The organism is Polaribacter sp. 2305UL8-11, assembly GCF_058147165.1.
In genome coordinates this window covers 42,935-66,110 of record NZ_JBYVJW010000003.1, presented here as the reverse complement: position 1 = coordinate 66,110, position 23,176 = coordinate 42,935, and the positions used below count along the sequence as shown (strand labels likewise).

Annotated in this window: 17 protein-coding genes; 3 read left to right on the top strand and 14 right to left on the bottom strand. The window is 27.4% G+C overall.

The genetic code is table 11. The annotated features are described in order from the left end of the window. The first annotated feature begins 103 nt into the window (after window positions 1–103). On the top strand, window positions 104–1,774 hold the full coding sequence (gldJ, locus tag ACY2RW_RS03350; protein WP_490121287.1) for a gliding motility lipoprotein GldJ: 1,671 nt from the start codon (window positions 104–106) through the stop codon (window positions 1,772–1,774). Window positions 1,775–1,841: 67 nt separating this feature from the next. Beyond that, the gene (locus ACY2RW_RS03345; RefSeq protein ID WP_490121286.1) at window positions 1,842–3,098 is read left to right on the top strand and encodes a UDP-N-acetylmuramoyl-tripeptide--D-alanyl-D-alanine ligase; all 1,257 of its coding nucleotides are present in this window, start codon (window positions 1,842–1,844) and stop codon (window positions 3,096–3,098) included. On the opposite strand, the gene ACY2RW_RS03340 is transcribed toward ACY2RW_RS03345, so the two are convergent. Next, window positions 3,091–3,942, bottom strand: coding sequence for an N-acetylglucosamine kinase (locus ACY2RW_RS03340; protein ID WP_490121285.1), 852 nt, complete (start codon window positions 3,940–3,942; stop codon window positions 3,091–3,093). The two genes, ACY2RW_RS03345 and ACY2RW_RS03340, sit on opposite strands and share 8 nt — an antisense overlap. A gap of 152 nt (window positions 3,943–4,094) precedes the next feature. Between ACY2RW_RS03340 and ACY2RW_RS03335 the strand changes: the two genes are divergently transcribed. Beyond that, the gene (locus tag ACY2RW_RS03335; RefSeq protein WP_490121284.1) at window positions 4,095–4,835 is read left to right on the top strand and encodes a tyrosine-protein phosphatase; all 741 of its coding nucleotides are present in this window, start codon (window positions 4,095–4,097) and stop codon (window positions 4,833–4,835) included. Between the two features lie 27 nt (window positions 4,836–4,862). Here ACY2RW_RS03335 and ACY2RW_RS03330 read toward each other — a convergent pair whose 3' ends face one another. The 13 genes from ACY2RW_RS03330 to asnB form a co-directional block, all read right to left on the bottom strand. Then, window positions 4,863–7,271, bottom strand: a complete 2,409-nt coding sequence (locus ACY2RW_RS03330; RefSeq protein WP_490121283.1) for a GumC family protein — start codon at window positions 7,269–7,271, stop codon at window positions 4,863–4,865. Window positions 7,272–7,274: 3 nt separating this feature from the next. Further along, complete coding sequence (locus ACY2RW_RS03325; protein WP_490121282.1) at window positions 7,275–8,051, bottom strand: polysaccharide biosynthesis/export family protein; 777 nt, start codon at window positions 8,049–8,051, stop codon at window positions 7,275–7,277. A 36-nt stretch (window positions 8,052–8,087) separates the two neighbouring features. Beyond that, window positions 8,088–9,992 carry a polysaccharide biosynthesis protein gene (locus ACY2RW_RS03320; protein ID WP_490121281.1) on the bottom strand — a complete coding sequence of 635 codons (1,905 nt, stop codon included), beginning with the start codon at window positions 9,990–9,992 and terminating at the stop codon, window positions 8,088–8,090. A 23-nt stretch (window positions 9,993–10,015) separates the two neighbouring features. Further along, window positions 10,016–11,146 (bottom strand): DegT/DnrJ/EryC1/StrS family aminotransferase, encoded by a 1,131-nt coding sequence (locus tag ACY2RW_RS03315; protein WP_490121280.1) that lies wholly within the window; start codon window positions 11,144–11,146, stop codon window positions 10,016–10,018. Window position 11,147: 1 nt separating this feature from the next. Further along, on the bottom strand, window positions 11,148–11,756 hold the full coding sequence (locus ACY2RW_RS03310; protein WP_490121279.1) for an acetyltransferase: 609 nt from the start codon (window positions 11,754–11,756) through the stop codon (window positions 11,148–11,150). Next, window positions 11,749–12,354, bottom strand: coding sequence for a sugar transferase (locus ACY2RW_RS03305; protein WP_490121504.1), 606 nt, complete (start codon window positions 12,352–12,354; stop codon window positions 11,749–11,751). Before ACY2RW_RS03305 ends, ACY2RW_RS03310 begins: the two co-directional genes overlap by 8 nt. 3 nt (window positions 12,355–12,357) lie before the next feature. Further along, window positions 12,358–13,599, bottom strand: coding sequence for a glycosyltransferase family 4 protein (locus ACY2RW_RS03300; RefSeq protein ID WP_490121278.1), 1,242 nt, complete (start codon window positions 13,597–13,599; stop codon window positions 12,358–12,360). Continuing rightward, window positions 13,600–15,480, bottom strand: coding sequence for a heparinase II/III domain-containing protein (locus tag ACY2RW_RS03295; protein WP_490121277.1), 1,881 nt, complete (start codon window positions 15,478–15,480; stop codon window positions 13,600–13,602). A 15-nt stretch (window positions 15,481–15,495) separates the two neighbouring features. After that, on the bottom strand, window positions 15,496–17,610 hold the full coding sequence (locus tag ACY2RW_RS03290; RefSeq protein WP_490121276.1) for a bi-domain-containing oxidoreductase: 2,115 nt from the start codon (window positions 17,608–17,610) through the stop codon (window positions 15,496–15,498). A gap of 31 nt (window positions 17,611–17,641) precedes the next feature. Beyond that, a complete protein-coding gene (locus ACY2RW_RS03285) occupies window positions 17,642–18,724 on the bottom strand; it encodes a glycosyltransferase family 4 protein (RefSeq protein WP_490121275.1) in 1,083 nt (360 codons plus the stop codon). 66 nt (window positions 18,725–18,790) lie between these two features. Continuing rightward, window positions 18,791–19,885, bottom strand: coding sequence for a glycosyltransferase (locus ACY2RW_RS03280; protein ID WP_490121274.1), 1,095 nt, complete (start codon window positions 19,883–19,885; stop codon window positions 18,791–18,793). Next, entirely contained in the window at window positions 19,882–21,258 is a 1,377-nt protein-coding gene (locus ACY2RW_RS03275) for a hypothetical protein (RefSeq protein WP_490121273.1), read from the bottom strand. Before ACY2RW_RS03275 ends, ACY2RW_RS03280 begins: the two co-directional genes overlap by 4 nt. A gap of 10 nt (window positions 21,259–21,268) precedes the next feature. Next, a complete protein-coding gene (gene asnB, locus ACY2RW_RS03270; RefSeq protein WP_490121272.1) occupies window positions 21,269–23,167 on the bottom strand; it encodes an asparagine synthase (glutamine-hydrolyzing) in 1,899 nt (632 codons plus the stop codon). Window positions 23,168–23,176: the final 9 nt, after the last annotated feature.

Genomic DNA, 23,176 nt, shown 5'->3' with positions numbered 1-23,176 from the left:
TCAAAAAAATGATGCGTTAAAATTAGTAATTTACTTGCTTGAAAGTATATTTATTGTAAATTGCATCGCTATAATAAAAACCCTAATATTTTTCTTTTAGAAAATGAAAAACATATTAAAAATTTCTTTTGTTGTATTAACAGCACTACTTATATCTAGCTGTAGCAGATCTACTGCAGGTAAATCTAAATTAACTGGTTTAGAGTTTAACAATCCTAAAAACGGTAACTACATAAGAGGTAATTCTTTTGAAGGTCAAGAAGCACCATTAGGTATGGTAGCTATAGAAGGAGGATCTTTTACAATGGGACAAGTTCAAGATGATGTAATGTTTGACTGGAATACAACTCCAAAAAAACTACATGTACGTTCTTTTTTCATGGACGAGACAGAGGTAACTAACTCTGAATATTTTTTATATGTACAATATATAAAGGATGTTTTTCCACCATCTGAAGAAAAATACAAACATATTTATAGTTCTGTTTTACCAGATACTTTAGTTTGGAGAAAAAGTTTAGGAAATACAGATATCCTAACAGAGAACTATTTAAGACATCCTGCCTATGCAGATTATCCTGTAGTTGGTGTAAGCTGGATTCAAGCAAACCAATACTGCAAATGGAGAACAGATGCTGTTAATTTAAAAAGGCTAATAGATAAAGGATATATTAAAAATATTTTAGCAATGGATACTATCAGAAATTATTTTGATACTGAAGTATTTTTAGCTGATGATTCTAAACTTTTTGATGGAGACACTACTATTTATAGAAGAGGAATTAGAACAAGAGGTGCTGTAAGAAAAGATAAAAATGCATTTCAAGGAAGAAAAATTACTAGAGCAGATGGTGTAATAGGTCCTAAATTTAGATTACCAACAGAAGCAGAATGGGAGTTTGCTGCAAAAGCAACTATAGAAAATAGAGAGTATAATAATATTAGAGGTAGAAAAAAATATGCTTGGAATGGAAAGTATACTAGAGAAAAGAAAAAACGTTTTAGAGGAGACCAATTAGCAAACTTTAAACAAGGTAAAGGCCAATATAGTGGTTTACCTGGGTGGAGTTCTGATGGTTCTGATATACCTATTAGAGTAAAATCTTACCCACCAAATGCATTTGGTTTGTATGATATGTCTGGAAATGTTGCAGAATGGGTAGCAGATGTGTATAGACCTATAATAGACAATGAAGCCAATGATTTCAATTACTTTAGAGGTAACATTTTTACTAAAAAAATGATTGATGAAGATGGTAACGTTGTTATTGCTGATGTTTCTGCAGGCGCAGCTGTAGAATATGATACTTTACCAAATGGTAAAATTATTCCTAAACAATTGCCTGGAAGTATAAAATATATACCAATTACTAAAGACGATGTTACTCTTAGAAGAAACTTTACAGTTTCTGACAACAGAAATATTAACGATGGTGATTTAAACTCTTCTAGGTTTTATAATGATGATGAAGATCAGTTTGCATCAAATCCTAGTATGTACAACTCTCCAAGAAGACCAACTGTTCAGTTTGATTCTATTACAGGTAGAGAAATTATTATAAACGATTCTAAAAGGAGAACTACATTAATTAGTGATCAGTCTAGGGTTTATAAAGGAGGTGCTTGGTCTGATAGAGAGTATTGGTTAGACCCAGCTCAAAGACGTTATTTACCAGAATATATGGCAACTAATTATATTGGTTTTAGATGTGTTTCTGATAAAGTTGGCCCAATGACTTACAAAAAGAGAACTGCTAGAAGTACTCGTAGATAAAAAATAGTTTTTAAAAAAACATAACCTCATTGTATTAAATACAATGAGGTTTTTTTATATTTAAAAAATGAACATAGAAGACCTTTACTCACTTTATAAAAAGTATTTTTTAGTAGATACAGACACTAGAAATATTAGGAAAAACTCACTTTTTTTTGCCTTAAAAGGCGATAATTTTAATGGAAATCAATTTGCAGAGAAAGCAATAGAACTTGGTGCTGAATATGCAATTATTGATGAAGCTTCATATAAAAAAAATAATCAATATATTCTTGTTGACAACGTTTTGACAACGCTACAAAAATTAGCAAACTATCATAGAAAACAATTAAAAATACCAGTTATTGGGTTGACTGGGAGCAATGGAAAAACAACTACTAAAGAATTAATTAATTGTGTCTTATCAGAAAAATATAAAACTACTGCAACAAAAGGCAATTTAAACAATCATATTGGAGTACCACTTACACTACTTTCTATAACATCAAATGCAGAAATTGCAATTATAGAAATGGGTGCAAACCATCAAAAAGAAATTGAATTTTTAACTTCTATTTGCGAACCCGATTTTGGATACATTACAAATTTTGGCAAAGCACATTTAGAAGGGTTTGGAGGTATAGAAGGTGTTATAAAAGGAAAAAGTGAATTATACAACTATATAAAAGAGCATAAAAAAACTGTTTTTGTAAACCCAAATGACAACATACAAGTAGAAAAAACAAAAGATTGTAACAGACTGTTTTTTGATAAAAGTATACAGTTTTTAGAAGTAAACCCTTTTGTGAAGTTATCCTATAAAAATACAGATATACAAAGTAATTTAATTGGTAAATACAATTTCAATAACATTGCAGCAGCAATTTCTATAGGAACGCATTTTAATATTAACTTACATAAAATTAAAAATGCAATCGAAAATTATTTCCCTACAAATAATCGTTCTCAAATTATAAATAAAAATACTAATACCATCATTTTAGATGCCTATAATGCAAATCCTACAAGTATGAAGGCTGCATTAGAAAATTTTTCTATTTTAAAAGAAAAGAACAAAACTGCTATTTTAGGAGACATGTTTGAATTGGGAGAAAGTAGTAAATTAGAACATCAAGAGATTGTGAATTTAGCTCAAAACTTAAAAATTGATACAATTCTTTTGGTAGGGGCACTTTTTTACGAAACAAATACTTCATTTAAAAAATTTAAATCCTATACAGATTTAGAAAAATATATTAAAAAAGTACCTCTTGAACAACAATCAATATTAATTAAAGGCTCAAGAGGTATGCAATTAGAAAGATTACTAAGTTTTATTAATTGATATTATTCTTATGATATTCTAATAAATTGTCTATTGGTCTTTGAATTACATCTGTTATTTGCAAATTATTACTAATCGCAATACTTTCTAAAATATCTCTAAAATAATGTGCTATAGAACCAATAAAGTAAATTGGAGTTTCTTTAGTTTTATTATAAGGTAAAACTCTATATTTAAAAAACTCTTGAAAGCCTTTTTTAATCAGTCCTTTAATATACTTTTCCTCTTTAAAATCGAACATAAATTTTGCAAAAGAAGCTAGGTACATATTAGGGTTAGGTTCTCTATATAAGTTTAATTTAATATAATCTGCATCTAAATTAAATTCTTCATTAAACTTAATAGCTATATCATTTGGCATTTCTTTATAATAAAAATCTTTTATTAATTGTTTTCCAAAATAGTTTCCACTTGCTTCATCCATTAAAATATAACCTAAAGAAGCAGATAACATTTCCATTTCAGTTCCATTATAATAACAACTATTAGATCCTGTTCCAAGAATACAAACTAAAGCTGGGTTTTTTCCTGTAGCTGCATACACAGCAGCTAACATGTCTTCTGCAATATATACTTTTGCATTGATAAATATAGATTCTAGAACTTCTTTTAGTATCTGAACTGGTTTTGGTGTACCACAACCTGCTCCGTAAAAATGAATTTCTTCAACTTCACTTTTTACATTTATAAGCTCAAACATATTAATGATTCTATTTTCTAATTCGTCTTTAGGAACAATTGCAGGATTTAATCCTAAAGTCCTTGTTCTAAACAATTCATTTTTATCTTTACCTAAAGCAATCCAATCTGCTTTTGTGGAACCTCCGTCTGCAATTAAAATCATAATTAATAGTTTTATTCAAAGATATAATAACTAAAAACAATGAGCAATAGCAAGAAAAACTTCAATCGTTTTCGTATAGATTATTTTTAATAGACAGACCAAAAATTGTTAAATAGTAAGCTAATTTTTGTAAATTTGTAATAAATTTAAATATGATTTTTTTTAAGAAAAAAGAAATACCTCTAAAAGATTTTTTTCCAGAAAATTTTGTTGATATTCATTCTCATTTACTTCCAGGTATTGATGATGGAGCAAAAGATTTAAACAATTCTATTGAGTTAATTTCTAAAATGAGCTCTTATGGAATTAAAAATTTCATAACAACACCTCATGTTTTGGGTGATGTATACCCTAATTCTTCAGAAACCATAAAGAAAAAACTAAAAGAAGTAAAAGAGGAACTTGTTAGAAGAAATCTGAATGATATTTCCATTAGAGCTGCTGCAGAATATATGATGGACGAACATTTTTCAATTCGTTTAGAAAATAATGACATCCTTACTTTGAAAGACAATTACATACTCGTAGAAATGTCTTATTTTAATGCTCCTCTTAATTTATATGACATTTTATTTGATATCCAGTTAAAAGGTTACAAACCAGTTTTAGCACACCCAGAGCGTTATAACTTTTATCATAATGATTTTAATAATTATTATAAATTAAAGAAAGCTGGTTGTCTTTTTCAATTAAATTTATTGTCTTTAACAGAACAATATGGTAAAGGTGTTCAAAAGATTTGCAATAAACTATTAAAAGAAAATATGTACGATTTTGTTGGTTCTGACACGCATCACCTTAATCATTTAAAGTTACTTACAAAGGTTGGTACTAAAAAAAACTTAAATAATATTAATAAATTATTGCTAAATAATTGTCAAATATTTCATTAAAAAAGGAGCTAATTGCTCCTTTTTTAATTATTTAGAAAATATATTTTTATACCAAGGTTTTGATTCTTCCTCAGAAAGATATCCATACCCATAACTACCATATCCTCCATATCCATAACCATAACTTCTTTTTGGATCTGTATCATTTAATACTATAGACATATTTGGCAACCTTTTACTAGTGTATAACTCTTGAGGAACGCTAAGGAGTCTTTTATCTAAATAGTTAGCTCTTACTACATATAGAAACATATCTGCATATTTAGAAATTAATAATGTATCAGTAACTAAATTAACTGGAGCAGTATCTACAATTACATAATCATAATCTTCTTTATTCTTAATTTCTAAAAATAAATCATCAATACTTTTACTGTTTAATAATTCTGCTGGGTTTGGTGGTATTGCTCCAGATGATATAATGTCTAACCCTTTAGCTTGAGGTATACTAAATTTTAAATCTTCTAAACTAAGAGCATTATTAGTAATGTAGTTTGTGATTCCTTTTTTACTCTCCAAACCAAGATATTCAGTAACTTTTGGTGCTCTTAAATCCATACCCATTAGCAGCACCTTTTTACCAGAAAGAGCTAAAGTCGCAGCTAAATTTATAGATATAAAAGATTTTCCTTCTCCACTAGTAGTAGAAGTAATAAATAGAAATTTTTTAGCATTTGCAGATTTATTAGCTAACATAAAATCTAAATTGGTTCGTATTAAACGAAAGGCTTCAGAACCACTTGAGCGAGCACCACTTCCTACAATAACTTTTTCATTGGATTCAGATTTAGGAATATCTCCTAAGTAAGGAACTGAAAGAAGACTTTCAATATCTTTTTTATTATGAACTTTTGTATCTAATAAGTTTCTTAGATAGATTATTATAAATGGTACTAAAAGTCCAAATAGAATAGCTGCTAAATATATAATATTCTTTTTTGGTGATACTGGAACTCCAGAACTATAAGCCTTATCAATTATTTTTGCATTAGAAACTGTCACCGCTAAAGATATTTCAGTTTCTTCTTTTTTCTTTAGTAAGTATGAATACAAACCTGATATTATCTTTTGTTGCCTAGCAATATCTATAAATCCCCTTTCTAGAGATGGGATAGAAGAAACTTTATTTTTAGCTATTAGTGCAGCATTATTTAATTGGTTTAAATCTGCTTCTAAAGATTTGATAGTATTTCTTATACTTCTTTTCAAATTATTTCTTTGTGTTGCAATATCAATTTTATATTGTACTAATAAGGGATTCTTTTCTCCTGCATTTATACTTAATGCATTTTTTCTTGTAACTAACTCATTAAATCTTATAATTGATTCTGATATATTTGAATCTTTAAACCCCAAATTTGGTGGTAATGTTTCGTCTCCATTATTATCTTTACTCAAATTATTATAAATACTTCTAGATAGCAATAGTTGAGATTTAATTTCAATAACTTTATTATTATTTACTGATAAGTTTTCTAAAGCTAGCTCTCCTTCAATTGAGAGACCAGAAATATCATTTATATCTTTAAAATTTTTGACACTATCTTGAATTTGACTTAAGTCTTGACCTATTTTTTCAATCCTATCAGCAATAAAATCTCTTGTTTTTTCAGAAACTTCATTCTTATCATTAACAGCATCTAAATTGTATTGTTTTATTAATTCATCTAAAAAATCCTCTGCCTTATTTTTTAAAGGGTCAGTAATAGATAATCTTAATACACTAGAATTATTACCGATTGAATTAATTATTACCCTAGATTTATAACTATCTATAACTCTTTCTTTTCTATTTAATTTAATATATACTTCCGTGCCTAGATAATCTTTTAAAAAGGGAAGACCTTCTATTTCAAAATTACCGTGTTTAGTTCTGATAGTTTCTCCAAATTTATGAGATTTTATGATTTTTTTTTCTGAATTTATAAAATCATACGATTTTAAATCTTTTATTGCAACTATATACAATGTATCTAGTTGAGAAAAATTAGAGTTTTTATCTATTGATTTAAATTTTAATGGTCTAAACCTTATAGGTTTATTTTTATATAATTCTGTTTGCTTAACTCTACCTTCTACTAGATAAGAAATATTTAAATTTAGTGAATCAATCGCTTTACCAATAATTTTTCTTGACTTAATGATTTCTATTTCATTATCAGTATTATTGACTGAGCCTGTCCCTACAATCCCTAAATCTGCTATTGCAGATAATTCTTTTGAGATACCTGATTTCTGATTATCTTTTATCATTATTGTAGCAAACGCTCTAAATTTAGCTGTTGAATACCTTAAATATAAAAAAGCGCTTAACGTAGAGAAAATAATAGCAAATACAAACCATTTCCAATGATAAAGATACTTTTCTACTTGCTCTCTAATGTTTAAAGTATCATTTTCTTCTAACTGAGAATTTAATAAATTATTTTCGTTCATAAATTATCTTGTTAACAAAGAAACAATTGTAATAATTAAACCCGTAATAGAAATAAATAAAGTCGTATTGCTATTGCTAGAAGCAGATTGTATTCTTGCATAATTGTGTTCTACATATACAACATCATTTTGTTGTAAATAGAAAACGGGAGAGGTTAATATTTTATTAGATCTTAAATCTAATTTATACTGCTTTTTCTTATTACCTTCCTCCCTTAACACCATAATATTATCTCTTCTACCTGAAATATTAAGATCACCTGCTAAACCTATTGCATCTAAAATGCTAATCCTTTCATTAGGTATAGTATAAGTACCTGGATTTTTAACATCTCCTTGAACGGTTATTTTAAAATTTGCAATCCTAATATTAATTGTAGGATTTTTCACATATTCGGGATCTAACTTTTTTTTAAGTAAAGATATCGTTTCTTCTCTTGTAAGTCCACCAATTTTTATTTTACCGAATATTGGAAAATCAATTTCTCCTTTACTATCTATCAAATAAGATAATTGTTGTGGTTGCCCTATAGCAGAATTAGTTAAGGTAGAAAAAGAAACTGCTGGTAGGTTAAATGGCTTTACAGCTTCTAAATCATCCGAAGAAATTGTTATCTGCAGCAAGTCATCTGGTTTAAAAACCGTTTCATAAACATTATTTACATTTTCTTGATCTATATGATCATTTTGAAAATAAGCTATATCTTTATTAGAAACACAAGATGTTAATATTATAAATAAACCTATTAAAAAAAAGGATTTTTCAAAAAATAATTTCATAGTTAAAATTTGCTGCGAAAATACTATTTAATTTTTTTATTTATCAACTTTTAAGTCTAATTTTTGATAAACAGAGTTTTGAGAAACATATTCAGGTATTATTTTTTTTAACGCTAAAACAATATTATTATTCGAATATGTTTCATTATTTAAACATAAATTTTCTATTTCCTCTTTAATTACTTCTCTGTCGATAAAATTTGTTTTAGCAATCATTATTTTTTCATGATAGGTTTTCGATGTATTTTCTCCATTGGCTAACAATTCTTCATATAACTTTTCTCCTGGCCTAAGTCCAGTAATTTTAATATCTATATCTGTAGGATAAGTTAAACCCGATAAAGATATCATTCGTTTGGCTAAGTCGAAAATCTTAACGGACTTACCCATATCAAAAATATAAATCTCTCCACCTTCTCCCATTGTTCCAGCCTCTAAAACTAATCTGCAGGCTTCAGGTATAGTCATAAAATAACGTGTAATATCTTTATGAGTTACTGTTAATGGACCTCCTTTCTTAATTTGATTTTTAAATAGTGGAATCACAGAACCATTTGAACCTAAAACGTTTCCAAATCTTGTTGTTGTAAATTTGGTTTTTATATTTTTTTGCTGACTTAAACAACTTATGTACATTTCTGCAGCTCTTTTAGTTGCACCCATTACATTTGTAGGGTTCACAGCTTTGTCTGTAGAAATCATTACAAATCTATCTACATTGTACGCTATAGATAAATCTGATATATTTTTAGTCCCACAAATATTTATTTTAATGGCTTCATAAGGAGATAGTTCCATTAAAGGAACATGCTTATAGGCTGCAGCATGGAAAACTTTATCTGGTAAGTATTCAGAAAAAATCTGGTCCATTCTTTTTTTATCTCTTACATCTCCAACAATTGCAATAAAATTTTTATGCCCAGATTGATACAATTCTTGTTGTAGATTATATAAAGGAGATTCTGCTTGATCTACCAATATCAATTTATCTAATTGATATGATGCTAGTTGTCTAGATATTTCACTTCCTATAGAGCCAGCTGCACCAGTAACTAATATTTTTTTACCAATAACTTCTTTTTTTACAATAGGGTTATTAATATCGATTTTATCTCTTCCTAATAAATCATCAATATTAACTTGTTTTATTTGGTTGGCTTGCAAATCTCCACCAATCCATTGTGACAATGGTGGGACTATTTTAGCTTTTATATTAAATTCTAATAATTTATCTGTAATTTCTAATAAACGGTTAGGCTTTATATTTTGTATTGATATAATAACTTCAGTAATATCATTCTTTTGAATAAATTCTTTTGTGAGTTTAGCTGGGTCAAATATTTTTATTCTATCTATTTTTTTATTTATTTTGTTTGGATCATCATCTAAAAAACCACAGATATCATAGTTGTTTTTTGTATCTCTATTTAATGCTCCATAAGTAATCAATCCAGAATCTCCTGCTCCATAAATTAGTGCGTTTGTAACTGATTGTAGTTCTGTTGAAATTATTTCGTAAAAGGCTTTAAATACAAACCTACTTAATATTAAAATAAAATTACTTATTAAGTAGTGAATTAAAACAATTGAAATTGGAATTGTAAAACTTTCAACAATCTTAAAGACTCTGTTAGTTAAAACAAATATTATTATTAAAAAAGACAAAAGTGAAGTCGCTAAAAAAACATTAAAAGCATCTTTAGTACCTGTATGTCTAATTACACCTTTATAAGACCCTACTACCAAAAAACTAAAAATAGATATTATTACTATTAATGGTAACTGTCTGTAAAGTGTTTCTAAGTTAAAGTTTAATGATAAATTAAATCGAACTAAATATGCAAACCCAAAAGATAATAGAACTAATAGTGTATCTATAAATAAAACCAACCATTTAGAGGTGTATTTATTTAGGCTTTGTAAAACAAATCTTTTTAACATACATATAAATATACGAGCGCAATTTACAACAATTTCTTGATTGATAAAGAAATTCTTTCCTTATCATCTTTAGATAAATTAGATCCCGATGGTAAACATAAACCATTTTCAAAAAGTGATTCAGCAATAGTTTCACCATAATATGGGTGTTTCTCAAAAACTGGTTGCAAGTGCATTGGTTTCCATAAAGGTCTAGACTCTATATTATCTTCTAATAAAGATAGCCTTAAATCTTCTCTAGAAAAATTTGATTTTTTAGGATCTATTAGGATACAACTTAACCAATGATTAGAGTAAAGTTTATTTGTTGGTTCTTTAAATACAGTTACTCCTTGAACATCTTTAAAAAGGTTTTCATAGAATTTATTCATTTCTCTCCTTAAAGAAACATGATCTTGTAAAACTTCCATTTGACCTCTACCAATACCTGCAACTACATTACTCATTCTGTAATTAAAACCTATATGAGAGTGTTGGTAATGAGGTGCATTATCTCTTGCTTGTGTAGCTAAAAAAATAGTATTGTTTTTTGATTCTATATTATTACACACTAATGCTCCTCCTCCAGAAGTAGTAATAATTTTATTACCATTAAAAGATAGAGCTCCAAATTCACCAAAAGTGCCACAATAATTACCTTTGTATTTAGAGCCTAAAGCTTCTGCAGCATCTTCTACAATGGGTATATTATATTTTTGAGAAATCGCAAGGATTTCATCAACTTTTGCAGGCATACCATACAAGTGAACTAAAATAATAGCCTTTGGCTTTTTACCTTTAGAAATTCTATCTTTAACTGCTTCTTCTAAGTGAACAGGACACATATTCCAAGTATCTTTTTCACTATCAACAAAAATTGGTGTAGCAAATTGATACGCTATAGGATTTGCAGAAGCAGAAAAAGTCATGCTTTGGCAAATAACCTCATCTCCTTTAGATACCCCCAATTGTATTAAAGCCAAATGAATTGCAGCTGTTCCTGATGAAAGTGCTGCCACTTCTTTTCTAGAGTTTAAGAATTGTTTTAAATCTTCTTCAAAACCAGTTACATTTGGTCCTAAAGGTGCTATCCAATTATTTTCGAAAGCTTCATTAATATATTTTAATTCGTTACCTCCCATATGTGGTGAGGATAACCAGATTTTTGACTTCATATTAACTATTGTATCTTATTATTTTACCAGGATTACCAACAACTACAGCATTATCTGGAATATTTTCTATTATTATGGATCCTGCTCCTATAGTAACATTTTCTCCAATTTTTATATTAGGAATTATTACAGAACCAGCCCCAATATGTGTTCCTTTGCCAACAGAAACATTTCCTGTTAAAGTTGCATTAGGAGAAATATGCACAAAATCATCTATAAAACAATCATGCTCTACTACAGCTGCAGTATTTATTATAACATGTTTTCCTATTTTTGTATCTGCATTTATAACTACACTTGGCATTATAACAGTGCCTTCTAAAATACTTACAGATTCGGATAGAATTGCACTACTGTGGACTAATTTTATAAAATTACAATCTATTTTTTCAGAAATTTGTTTTCTAATTAAATTATTCCCAATACTAATTATAAATTTAAAATTTGAATACTTCTCTATTTCTTTAGATAAAACAACTGGAATACTTTTAATACTTGATGCTGCTGGGTTATCATCAACAAACACAACTACTCCTTTATTGCAATCTATTGCCAAGTCTAACAATACCTTTCCATGACCACTAGCACCATAAAAGCAAATACTATCCATTTCCTTCAAAATTTTTAGTGGTTACTTCATTTTCCGTATTTATCCCATCAGATTTAAAAACTTTTAAGAAAGTTTTAAAAAATATTTTAAGATCTACTAAAAAAGAGTAATTTTCTACGTACCAAACATCTAACTCAAATTTTTTCTCCCAACTAATATTATTTCTACCATTTACTTGGGCATAACCAGAAATTCCCGGTTTTACTAAATGCCTTTTTCTTTGTCTATCATTATAAAGAGGTAAATAACTTGGTAATAATGGTCTTGGACCAATAATGGTCATATCTCCTTTTAATAAATTAATTATTTGAGGCAACTCATCTAAAGAGGTTTTTCTAACGAACTGGCCAACTTTTGTTATTCTTTTAGCATCTGGTAGTAAATTTCCATTTTCATCTTTTTTATCATTCATAGTTTTAAACTTGATAATTTCAAAGATTTTCCCATGCAAACCAGGTCTTTTTTGATAAAAAAATGGTGTACCTTTGTTACTTATAGCTAATGCAATAAATACAATTATAAAAAAAGGCAGAAAAATAACAACACCAATCATTCCAATTGCGATATCAAAAAAACGTTTAAAAAATTTTTTATAAATCATTTACAAAATTATTACAATTTTTTTTAAGTATTCTTTTGCTAATTGGTTTCTATCAAAATGTTCTTTCGCAAAACTATACCCATTCTCTCCCATTCTAATAATTTCTTCATCACTTTTATCTAAAAGTTCTTTAATACCTTTAACAATAGCATTTGTGTTTTCTGGCTCTACATAAACTCCGCATTTTGCTTGATTTATTAAATCTCTAGAAACACCATCAATAGCTAACAATATAGGCTTTTTACATGACATATAATCAAAGGTTTTATTAGAATATATCGTTTTAAAAGTGTCTACTTTTTTTAATATAGATGCCCCTGCGTCTGAAGCTAAAATATATTTAAAAACTTCTTTTTTTGAAACTGGAGCCCTAAAAATAACATTTGTTAAATTTCTTTTTCTCGCTTCTTCTATTAAAATTTCTTTTCTCATTCCTGCTCCAATCAACTGAAATACAACATTAGTATCTTTTAGTTTTTCTGCTGCATCTATAATTTGAATTAAATGATTTGCAACCCCATGAGCGCCAACGTAAGTTATAACAAATTTATCTTCTAAATTTAATTCTTTTTTAAATTGTTGTGCATTAAAGTTTTGTTGAATTTCTTCTGCCAAAGTAAAATCTGCTGCATTTGGTATAAAAATAACTTTACTTTTGGGTATATTTTTATCATTTATCAACTTATCTCTAAAAGCAGGTGTTAATACATTAATTAGTTTTGCTTTTTTGTATATAAATTTTTCAAACCAATATGCAAATTTAATAATTAACTTGTTCTTTAACACTCCAGTATCTATAGCAGATTCTGGCCATAAATCTCTAATTTCAAATATAAAAGGAACTCTTTTTATTTTAGATAAAGCATAAGCAGTTATACCAACAAATAAAGGTGGAGAAGTTACTAAAATAACATCAAATTTGCCTTTTGTTTTAAATAAACCTGCATATATACTAGAAAACACAAAAGAAAAATATGCCCAAAGTCTTCCAATAAAGTTCACGTTGTAACTTTCTGAAACATGACAACGAATCACATCTACATTTTGGTAAAATTGATTGTCTTTATAAGTAAATTTCCCTTTGTACCTGTCTTCCTTTTTACCTGTATTGTAATGAACCATTCCAGAAAGAACTATGATATCATGTCCTTCACTAGCCCAAACTTTAGACATTTCGTTAAACCTAGAGCCTCCTCCATCTCCTTTCTCTAAAAAATATTGATGAATAAGTAATATTCTCATCTAGTTATGAATTCTTATTGTAGTATTAAATACATTTTCTTCTGTGGCAAATGTAAGTCTTATTGACTTCTCTTTAAAACCATAATAGCCAGAAAACCATTTTTCTTCAATTAACGGTTTTATTTTTTTACCATTTTTATCTTTAGTTACAATTTCAATTTTATCTAAATACATTGCATCTAAATGCCAATATTGATATATTTTCCTATTTCCAATATTAGTAACTATATCTTTTATTTCCCAAAAATTATCTCCTCTAGGTTTTGTTATTTTTCTTTGGTGCTCTATATTATGATTAATTTGTTGAAATGCATTTATAGTCCCATCAAATTTAAAAACATTATTTTCTTTTAGCAGGGTTGCTTTAGCTTTCTTTACCCAGTAATACCAGATGAACCTACTTCCTTTTAACATTTGATTTTCTTTAGACACACTAACTGTATTATGTCCTTCTACTCCAGTAAAATAATTAACATCTTCAATATCTGCGTTGTATTTATACGAACCAGAATCTCTTAAATAATTAACACCATCTACCCAAATATCTAAATGCAGGTTGTCTGATTGAAAAGGTCTGTCTTTATAACTGCCACATCTTATAAAAGTTTTTGTATTGCCATCTTGAATGATATAATAACCACTTTTTTCAAATTTATTTAATGTAGATAATTCTTTACTTTTTTTCAATTTGGACTGAATTCCATACCAAAATGAACTTTTGGAATCAGAATATTTATAACCATATAAAACAGCTCGTAAATCGTCTAATTGAGAAGTATAAATCCTATAATCATCATTGGTTAATTTAAAAAACAATGCTCCATCATTAGAACCATAATTTGGTAATTTTCCTGTAACTATATCACTTGAAGCATCTAAAAAATCGAGTGATTTTTGAGCTCTATCATACACAACAGGTTTAAAAGTGTCTTTATTTAACTTTGCCAATTGAATACCCCAAGTTAATAATTGTATTACAACTCTATGATAGTTCATAGAAAATTGCAAAAAAGTACCATCTTCATAAATTTGATATGCAACTTCTTGCTCAAACCATTTTTTACCTTTTACACTCCATTTTTTTACATTTGGAAAAAAAGGAAATAATTTTTCTGAAAGATACAGCATTAAGGTTTCTGTGATAGCATGATTGTTACGAACTGTTATTCTAGAAAAATGAATATTATGATATACGTGATGAATTTGCCAGTAAATACTATGCATTATTTTATTAAATAATTCGCTTGTTAAGTTTTCCGAATCTTTATAATAATTTAGAGCAAATGTCCAGTTTAATATTCTTAAACTTGTTTCTTGGCTGCATTTGTAATTTGGCCCTTGGTTAATTGGGTTTTTATCAATAAAACCCTCAATTTCTTTGAAAACAAATTCAGATTCATCTTCATTAAAGTGATAATCATAACGAATTACATCATATAAAAAAGAAAATCGAGCCTTTTCCCATACATACTTAATGTCTCCAGCTTCGCTTGATAAATCTTGAATTTCAGACCAATGTTTATCAATATCATATTTATAATTTGTTAATGGATTAGTTAGCCAATCGTAATCTATACCTAAATCAATTTTAGTCTTATTAAAAAAAGTAAAAATCCCATTTTTTAAATCTTCTAAGTTATTTTTAAGTATTTCGCTAGGTTGTTTTTTTAATCCATTAATTTCTTTTCCGTAAAAGAAAAAGGGAGGTGAATTTTGTTTCCAATTTTTTAAATTTGTGTATTCTTTAAAATCTGGCTGAATAGGAAACGTTTTTTTTTGCCCCCCTAATTTAGTTTTTAATGTATAAAATATTCTAAAAAAAACATACCTCATTCCCATATTGGAAAGGAGGTTTGTTATTTTTTTTAATTTCTGTATCATAATTATTATAATAGACTATTCTACAGTTACCCAAGCACCTTCTTTTAAACTTTGTATCGCTGCAAAACTTGCTTTTGTAACGTTTATTAATTCTTCGTAAGGAATTAATTCTACAGAACCTTGGTTTATTTTTTCGACTATTTGACCAAATTGTGACTTATGTCCTTTATCTAACTTGGTTTTTAATTTAGAAAAACCTTTTACTCCATAACCTGAAGTTTTTATAAAATTATCCATTACCAAAACTTTTTCTTGAGAAAAAATTTCTAGCTTTTCTTTAGCGTAAGATTTAGAGCCATTTGCAAAATAATTTACAACTCCTGTAGAACCGTTTTCCATTTTTACTAAAATAGAAGCGTTATCTGTATTTTCTGCAGGGTTTTCTCCTAAAGCATTCATACAAACCGATTTTATCTTACTACCAGATAAAAAAACCATTAAGTCTAAATAATGGCAAGCTTCACCAACAATTCTACCTCCACCAATTTTCATATCATGTACCCAAACATCTGATGGAATTTCTCCAGCATTCATGGTTGCAACAATATTCATAGGTGCATTACCTATTAGTGATTTTATTTTTTGAGTGTGTGGAGAAAAACGACGATTAAAACCAATCATTAAAGTTCCTTTACTGTTTTGGTAACTTTCTTGTATTTTCTCTAATTCTTCATTATTTAAAGCTAATGGTTTTTCTACAAAAACATGTTTGTTTTTATCTAAAGCTTTAATTACCATATCTGCATGTAAATTATGACGTGTGGTAATCATTACCAAATCTACTGCTTTATCATCCAAAACCAGATCATAATCTGTAGTACTTTGTGCAATATTGTGCTTTTGCGCTAGTGCTGTACCATTAACACCACCAGAAGAAACAATATGTTTTATATTTGCATTGGTGCCTTTTAAGGCTGGCAGCATTGTCATTTTTGTAAAATTACCTGCACCAATAATTCCTATCCCTCCCTTTGTTGGAGAAGTTTCTTTTTTATTTACAACAATAGTATGTTCTGGAACATTATTCTCATTATATTTTATAATAGAGGCTATGGATTTAGAATTACCTATATCTCCATATATTTTATCAAAATCATCTAAAGGAATTACTTCAGAAATTAAGTTTTTAACTTCTAATTTACCAGAAGAAATTAATTGTAAAACAGTTTCAAAGTTTCTTTTTTCTGTCCATCTTACAAATGGTAGTGGATAGTCTATTCCTTTAAATTCATAATCATCATCATATCTTCCAGGTCCGTAAGAACACGATACTTGAAAACTTAGTTCTTTTTCATAAAAGTCTGCTCTAGAAATATCTAATCCAATTACACCTACTAAAACTATTCTACCTCTTTTTCTGCTCATTTTAGCAGCTTGAGATATGATTTCATTTGTTTTTGCTGATGCTGTAATTAATACTGCATCTGCTCCAATTCCGTTTGTATTTTCTTGTACAAATTTAACTGGATCATTTCCTTTTAAAGGATTAAAAGCAAGAACTCCTTTACTTTTTGCAATTTCTACTTTAGCATCATCTAAATCGTAACCAATAACTTTACAACCATTTGCCACTAACATTTCTGCTGTTAAAAGCCCAATAAGACCTAAACCTATGACTACAACTGTTTCTCCCATAGTTGGATTTACCAATCTAATACCTTGTAGACCTATGGAACCAATTACTGTAAAAGAAGCCTCTTCATCAGATATATTGTCTGGGATATGTGCTACCAAATTTTCTGGGATAGAAACAAATTCTGCATGTTGTCCATTAGAAGCTACTCTATCTCCAACTTTAAAATTTGTAACACCTTTACCAACAGCAACAACTTTACCAACGTTACAATAACCTAATGGTAATGGTTGTTCTAATTTATTAAAAACAGTTTCTATAGTTGGCATTAAGCCTTCTGTTTTTATTTTATCTAAAACCATTTTAACTTTATCTGGCTGCTGTCTTGCTTTTTGTATTAAAGAGGCTTTACCAAACTCAACTAACATACGTTCTGTACCTAAAGAAACTAGACTTCTAGTAGTTTGAATTAATACTTGTCCAGATTTTACTTTAGGTGAAGGCAATTCTGCTAATTCTGTAACTCCTGTTTTAAAGGATTGTAATATTTGTTTCATAAATTTATTTTTTTGAATAAACCTTAATTTATTATTCAAATATATTCTTAAATTTTTGTACGACACTTTCTACAGAGTTATTCTCTTTAACATGAATTAAAGCTTTTTCTGCAAATAATGTAATTTTTTCTTTATCTTCTATATAACTTAATAAAGCTTTTTTTAAGCTTACAACATCTCCTGGTTCGATTAAAAAACCATTGAAACCTGGAGTAATTAAATCAGGAATACCTCCAACATTTGTGGATATTACAGCCGTATTTGAAGACATAGCTTCAATAAGTGCATTTGGCATTCCTTCTCTATATGAAGGCAAAACAAAAATATCTGCTTTACCTAATAACTGTTTTTTTTCTTCTCCATATACCCAATCTAAAAGTTTAACTTTATTATGCAGTCCTTCTTTTAAAATGATTTCTTTTATATTTTCAAATTCATCCCCATTACCACCTAACTCTAATATAAAATCTTTGTCTTTTATTTCTTTTATTACATTAATTAGATCAAAAATACCTTTATTTTTAGTAATCCATCCTAAAAACAGTATTTTTATAGGAGAATTTACAGTTTTTTTATTTGAATAATATGAATCTACAGAAATCCAATTTGGTATTACCACTAACTTTTCTTTTGAGGTTTTAAATTTATTTTTAAAGAACTCTTTCCAAAATGTTCCTTGGCAAATTACATAAGTACACTTTTCCAATATACTTTTAACTTTTTTTTTGAATTTCTTGTTTTTTTGAATTTCGTCAATTAAAAAACCAGACCTTGGTGCTATTATTGTTTTTTTATTAAAGTATGATCCTATTTTTATTATAAGTCCTTTTTCTAGAAAACTATAGCCACTAGATGTAAATACCATAACAATGTCTACTTTAGAAAAAACTATATGGTAAGTACATTTAATTATCCTTATAAAAGCTGGATAAAACCTTGAAAGAAAGTTTCTTTGTCTATTTGTTTTTGCTGTAGTGTCTAATAAAATCCATTCTACTTTATTTGAAATTTCTGAACTTACTAAAGACTTACAAGCAAACATTTGACCACCAACAGTACCGTCTTTTCCTTGCTCTTTAAAAGACCCTACAAAAAGTACTTTTTTCTTTATCATTTTTTTAAAACATTTATTTAAGCATCAAAAAGATATCACTTTAATCATTATTTTTTTAGAAAACAATTATTTGTTATTATGTAAAAGATCAATATACTTATCTACTATTTCTTTTTTATTAAAATATTCTTTGGCTAAAAAATTATTATACTCACCTATTTCTTTTAGTTCTTGCATATTTAAATTTAGCAATACTATTAAGCTCTTTTTGATGTCATCTATATTTTTTGGGTTAAATAACAAATCCTTTCTTTTTATAAATAAAGACACATCACTAACATTAGAGGCTATAACAGGTTTTTTCATCATCATTCCTTCACATAAAGTATTAGGAAATCCTTCGTAAAAACTAAATAACCCTATTGCGTCAGCCTTTTTATATTTTTCTTTTATTTCTTTTGTAAGAGGGTTCAAAAAAATTGAAGATTGTAAATTATAGGTTTCTATTAACTTCTTAGATTCTTTAAAAGTGTTATCATTACCTATTCTTCCATACCATTCAATAACTAATTTGTTTTTAAGATTTAAAGGCAGAAGGTTTACTGCTTTAATTAAACCAATAGTATTTTTATGCTCTATGTATGTAGCAGCAATAACAATTATAAATTTATTTTCATTATCCTTATTTTCATCATCATTGTTATCATAATTCCAATTAATATCATCTATTATATTATATATACATGACATTTTCTTTTTTGATAAAAAAGGGTTTACTTTTTTTATAATTTTTAGATTTTCAGTAGAGTTAGCAACAATATGATCTGTAAATAAATGGAAAAACCTAAAAAATCGTAATTTAAATGACTTTAATATTTTAGGGTTTGCAGATCGTTCTCCTACAACTAAATTCCATTTTCTAATGGGAAAACCAGCTAAAGTAGTAATAAAATTAGTACTTTGCAGAAAAGATAAAATAGAATTTGGGTTTATTTCATTAATCTTTTTTCTAACTTTTAAAATTCTTTTAAAATAATTTTTTTCCTCTACCACAATTACATCAATTTTAAATTTATCTAATTCCGATTTAAAAAAAATAATATTGTGATATATTAAAAAAGTAACTTCATTTCCATTTTCTTTAAACCCTTTAGCTAACTCTACTAATTGTCTTTGTGCTCCACCAGACCCTAAACTATCTATAACACATAATATCCTCATAAAATAGATTTTATTGATATATATAGAATAATCAATGTTAAATACACCAAATTAGCATATTGATTATATTTTTTATAAAGGTAATTTTGATAATTACTTTCTTTTATATAAACATAAATTAAAAAAAATATTGGATAAACAGCAATAAGTCTTCTAACATTTATATTAGAAACATTGGAAAGTAAAAATAAAAAAAAGATACCCAAAAAGATGTGAATTATTTTAGGAGTTTTCTTTCTAATTGACTTTTTAAACAATGAAAAAAATGTCACTAAAAAAACTTTTGACCAATATACTGCAAAAACAAATGTTAACAACCCCATAATTACACCTATCCAACTATGATCAAAATTTAAATTTACCCAAGGTGGAAGTGGGGTGATTTGTGAATTAATCATTAAAACAAATTCTTTGATAACAGGTGGTAAGCTATATAATTTAGCACCAAAACCATCATTTAAAGATTCATTGGTGAATTTATTATACCTTTCTATAGTCTGAATTGACTTTTCTATTTGTGGTATTAACAATCCAAATATATATATAAAAACAATAGACGTTATTAAAAATATAATTGGCCAAATCTTATTTATAAAGTAATTGTATTGCTTGTTTAAATAGGTATGAAGTATGGGAAAAACTAATAAAAATAAACCATGTTCTGTTCTGAATTGTATAGTTATAAGAATTAAAGCAATAAATGTAATAAAATTAAATACATTCCATTTTTTATGTATTAAATAAAATGCAATTGTATAGAAAAGCGCAATTGGCATATCTCTTAAAATCCAGGGAGAATAATATAGTATTGGAGAGCAAAAAGCAAAAAGAAGTGCATATTTATATGCCTTATTTTTAGGGATATAAAAGCATAAAACTTTAACTAAATATATGTTGATTAATACTGAAAAAAAACTAACGAGTATTGATTGAATAAATAAACTATTACCATCTAAATAGTTTTCCGCAAAATAACCAACAGTTCCTGCTAATAAAAAATAGCCTTCATAATCATAATGAATTCTTTCTATCATCGTTTTTTTAAAAACATCGCAAAAAGAATTAGATGTAGATATTAACTCTTCAATATTTGAATAAAAAAAAATTTGATCTGAAAAAATAAAAAATCTATTCTCTAATAAATAACCTTGATAAGCAATAAAAGAATATAAAACATAAAATGGTAAAACAATATAGAATAAGTTTAATAATATTTTTTTTTCGTCTTTATTAGACGATAGTTTCCAACAAATAATTTTCCCAATAACTATAAATAATGAGTAATAAAATAAAAAACTTAAACTTAAAGTAAGTAAAAATATAAAAACACCAACAGACGCTGTAAAAATAAATTTGTTTGATTTAAAAGCCATTCTTTTTAAGTTATTCCATCCACTCTTTATACCACATTTGGAAAACTAACATATTCCAAATAAAATAAAATGACTCATTATTACCAGTTAAATAATCTTTTTTTGCGCTACTAATATAACTTACGTTAAATAGGTTTTGCTTTTTTATTCTATCTTCATCCAAACTTTCTAGTAATAATTTTTTTAAATCTTCTCTAAACCAATTAATCAATGGGATTGAAAAACCTGTTTTGGGTCTGTCTAACATCTCTTTCGGTATTAGCTTATGTGTTAATTTCTTTAAAAGATACTTTTGAACAGAGCCATTAATCTTAAAATTATCTGGTAATTTAGATACAAACTCAATTATTCTATGATCTAAAAGTGGTTCCCTACCTTCTAAGGAAACTGCCATACCAGCCCTATCTACTTTTGTTAAAATATCATCAACCAAATATGTTCCATAATCTACAGATAAGCAGGTGTCTAATAAACTGTATTGTTCATTAGCCTTTTTAAAATTGTTAGGTTTACTTTTAAATTTATTTATTAATACTTTGTTTATTTCGAAAGTACTCATTTTAGTGACGGACATCTCTACTATTTCCTTAAAATTTCCTTTTGAACTTAACACAGCTGACAAGCCATCATAATATGATTTTGATTTTTTTCCAAAAAATAAATTAAAAATAGGGTGTGTAACTTTTTTAGATAAAAAATAACCTAAGATTGGTTGCGTTATTTTGGGGATTTTTTGTAATTTTTTATAGTACCCAACTATATTTTTATACCTATTGTATCCAGCAAAAATTTCATCTCCACCATCTGCAGATAAGGCTACAGTTACTTTTTCTTTAGCCATCTTACTTACTAAATATGTTGGTATTGCAGAACTATCTCCAAAAGGTTCATCATACATCTTTGGTAGTAAAGGAATTACTTTTCTTGCATCTTCAGACGTACAGTAATATTCATAATGTTCTGTTCCTAAATACTCTGCAACCTCTTTAGCATAAGTAGCTTCGTTATATTCACTTTCCTCGAAACCAATAGTAAACGTCTTAATTTTTTCTTTTTGATTCTTTTGAAGTAAAGCTGTTACAAAAGTACTATCATAACCTCCACTTAAAAACACCCCAACTGGTACATCAGAAACCATTCTATATTGAAAAGCAGATTTACATAAAGATTCTAATTTAGAGAGTGCTTCTTCTTCTGTTATATTAAGTTTTTCTTCTTTATAAAATGTATTAACATCCCAATATTTAAGAACTTCTTTTTTTTGAGTGTTTAAATTGTATTTTAAGAAATGACCCGAAAGTAACTTTTTGGCATTTTTGAAAATACAATATGGCTCTGGAATATAGCCATACTTAAAAAACATACCTACAGAATCATTATCTATTTCTTTTTTAAAATTTGGATGTTGATGAAAAGATTTTAATTCTGAAGAAAACAAAAACAATCCTTCATCCTCATAATAATAGACAGGTTTTACCCCTGCTCTATCTCTAAAAATATATATTTCATTAGCTTCTTCATCAAAAATTAAAAATGCAAACATTCCAATAAACTTATCTACACATTTTTCTCCCCACTCTTTAAATGAGTGTAAAATAACTTCTGTATCAGAATCAGTTTTAAAACTATGTCCTATTTTTTTTAATTCTTCTTTAATTTCATTATAGTTATAAATCTCTCCATTAAAGATAATTTTTAAACTCCCAAAGTTCATTGGTTGATTTGCTGACGCTCTTAAATCTATTATAGATAACCTTTTATGACCTAATCCTAATGTATAATTTTTCTTTTTAACAATTTCTACTCCATCTCCATCAGGTCCTCTATGAGAAAGCGTATCAATCATTAAATTTAATACATTTTGGTCTGTTGTATTATTAAAATCTATAAAACCAGCAATACCACACATTATTTCTAT

Bases quoted from the DNA above. Each gene is read 5' to 3' on its own strand.
- ACY2RW_RS03330 (WP_490121283.1), bottom strand. From the start codon at position 7,271: ATGAACGAAAATAATTTATTAAATTCTCAGTTAGAAGAAAATGATACT.
- ACY2RW_RS03340 (WP_490121285.1), bottom strand. From the start codon at position 3,942: ATGATTTTAATTGCAGACGGAGGTTCCACAAAAGCAGATTGGATTGCT.
- ACY2RW_RS03310 (WP_490121279.1), bottom strand. From the start codon at position 11,756: ATGGATAGTATTTGCTTTTATGGTGCTAGTGGTCATGGAAAGGTATTG.
- ACY2RW_RS03335 (WP_490121284.1), top strand. From the start codon at position 4,095: ATGATTTTTTTTAAGAAAAAAGAAATACCTCTAAAAGATTTTTTTCCA.
- gldJ (WP_490121287.1), top strand. From the start codon at position 104: ATGAAAAACATATTAAAAATTTCTTTTGTTGTATTAACAGCACTACTT.
- ACY2RW_RS03295 (WP_490121277.1), bottom strand. From the start codon at position 15,480: ATGATACAGAAATTAAAAAAAATAACAAACCTCCTTTCCAATATGGGA.
- ACY2RW_RS03285 (WP_490121275.1), bottom strand. From the start codon at position 18,724: ATGATAAAGAAAAAAGTACTTTTTGTAGGGTCTTTTAAAGAGCAAGGA.
- asnB (WP_490121272.1), bottom strand. From the start codon at position 23,167: ATGTGTGGTATTGCTGGTTTTATAGATTTTAATAATACAACAGACCAA.
- ACY2RW_RS03320 (WP_490121281.1), bottom strand. From the start codon at position 9,992: ATGTTAAAAAGATTTGTTTTACAAAGCCTAAATAAATACACCTCTAAA.
- ACY2RW_RS03300 (WP_490121278.1), bottom strand. From the start codon at position 13,599: ATGAGAATATTACTTATTCATCAATATTTTTTAGAGAAAGGAGATGGA.
- ACY2RW_RS03290 (WP_490121276.1), bottom strand. From the start codon at position 17,610: ATGAAACAAATATTACAATCCTTTAAAACAGGAGTTACAGAATTAGCA.
- ACY2RW_RS03345 (WP_490121286.1), top strand. From the start codon at position 1,842: ATGAACATAGAAGACCTTTACTCACTTTATAAAAAGTATTTTTTAGTA.
- ACY2RW_RS03275 (WP_490121273.1), bottom strand. From the start codon at position 21,258: ATGGCTTTTAAATCAAACAAATTTATTTTTACAGCGTCTGTTGGTGTT.
- ACY2RW_RS03325 (WP_490121282.1), bottom strand. From the start codon at position 8,051: ATGAAATTATTTTTTGAAAAATCCTTTTTTTTAATAGGTTTATTTATA.
- ACY2RW_RS03315 (WP_490121280.1), bottom strand. From the start codon at position 11,146: ATGAAGTCAAAAATCTGGTTATCCTCACCACATATGGGAGGTAACGAA.
- ACY2RW_RS03280 (WP_490121274.1), bottom strand. From the start codon at position 19,885: ATGAGGATATTATGTGTTATAGATAGTTTAGGGTCTGGTGGAGCACAA.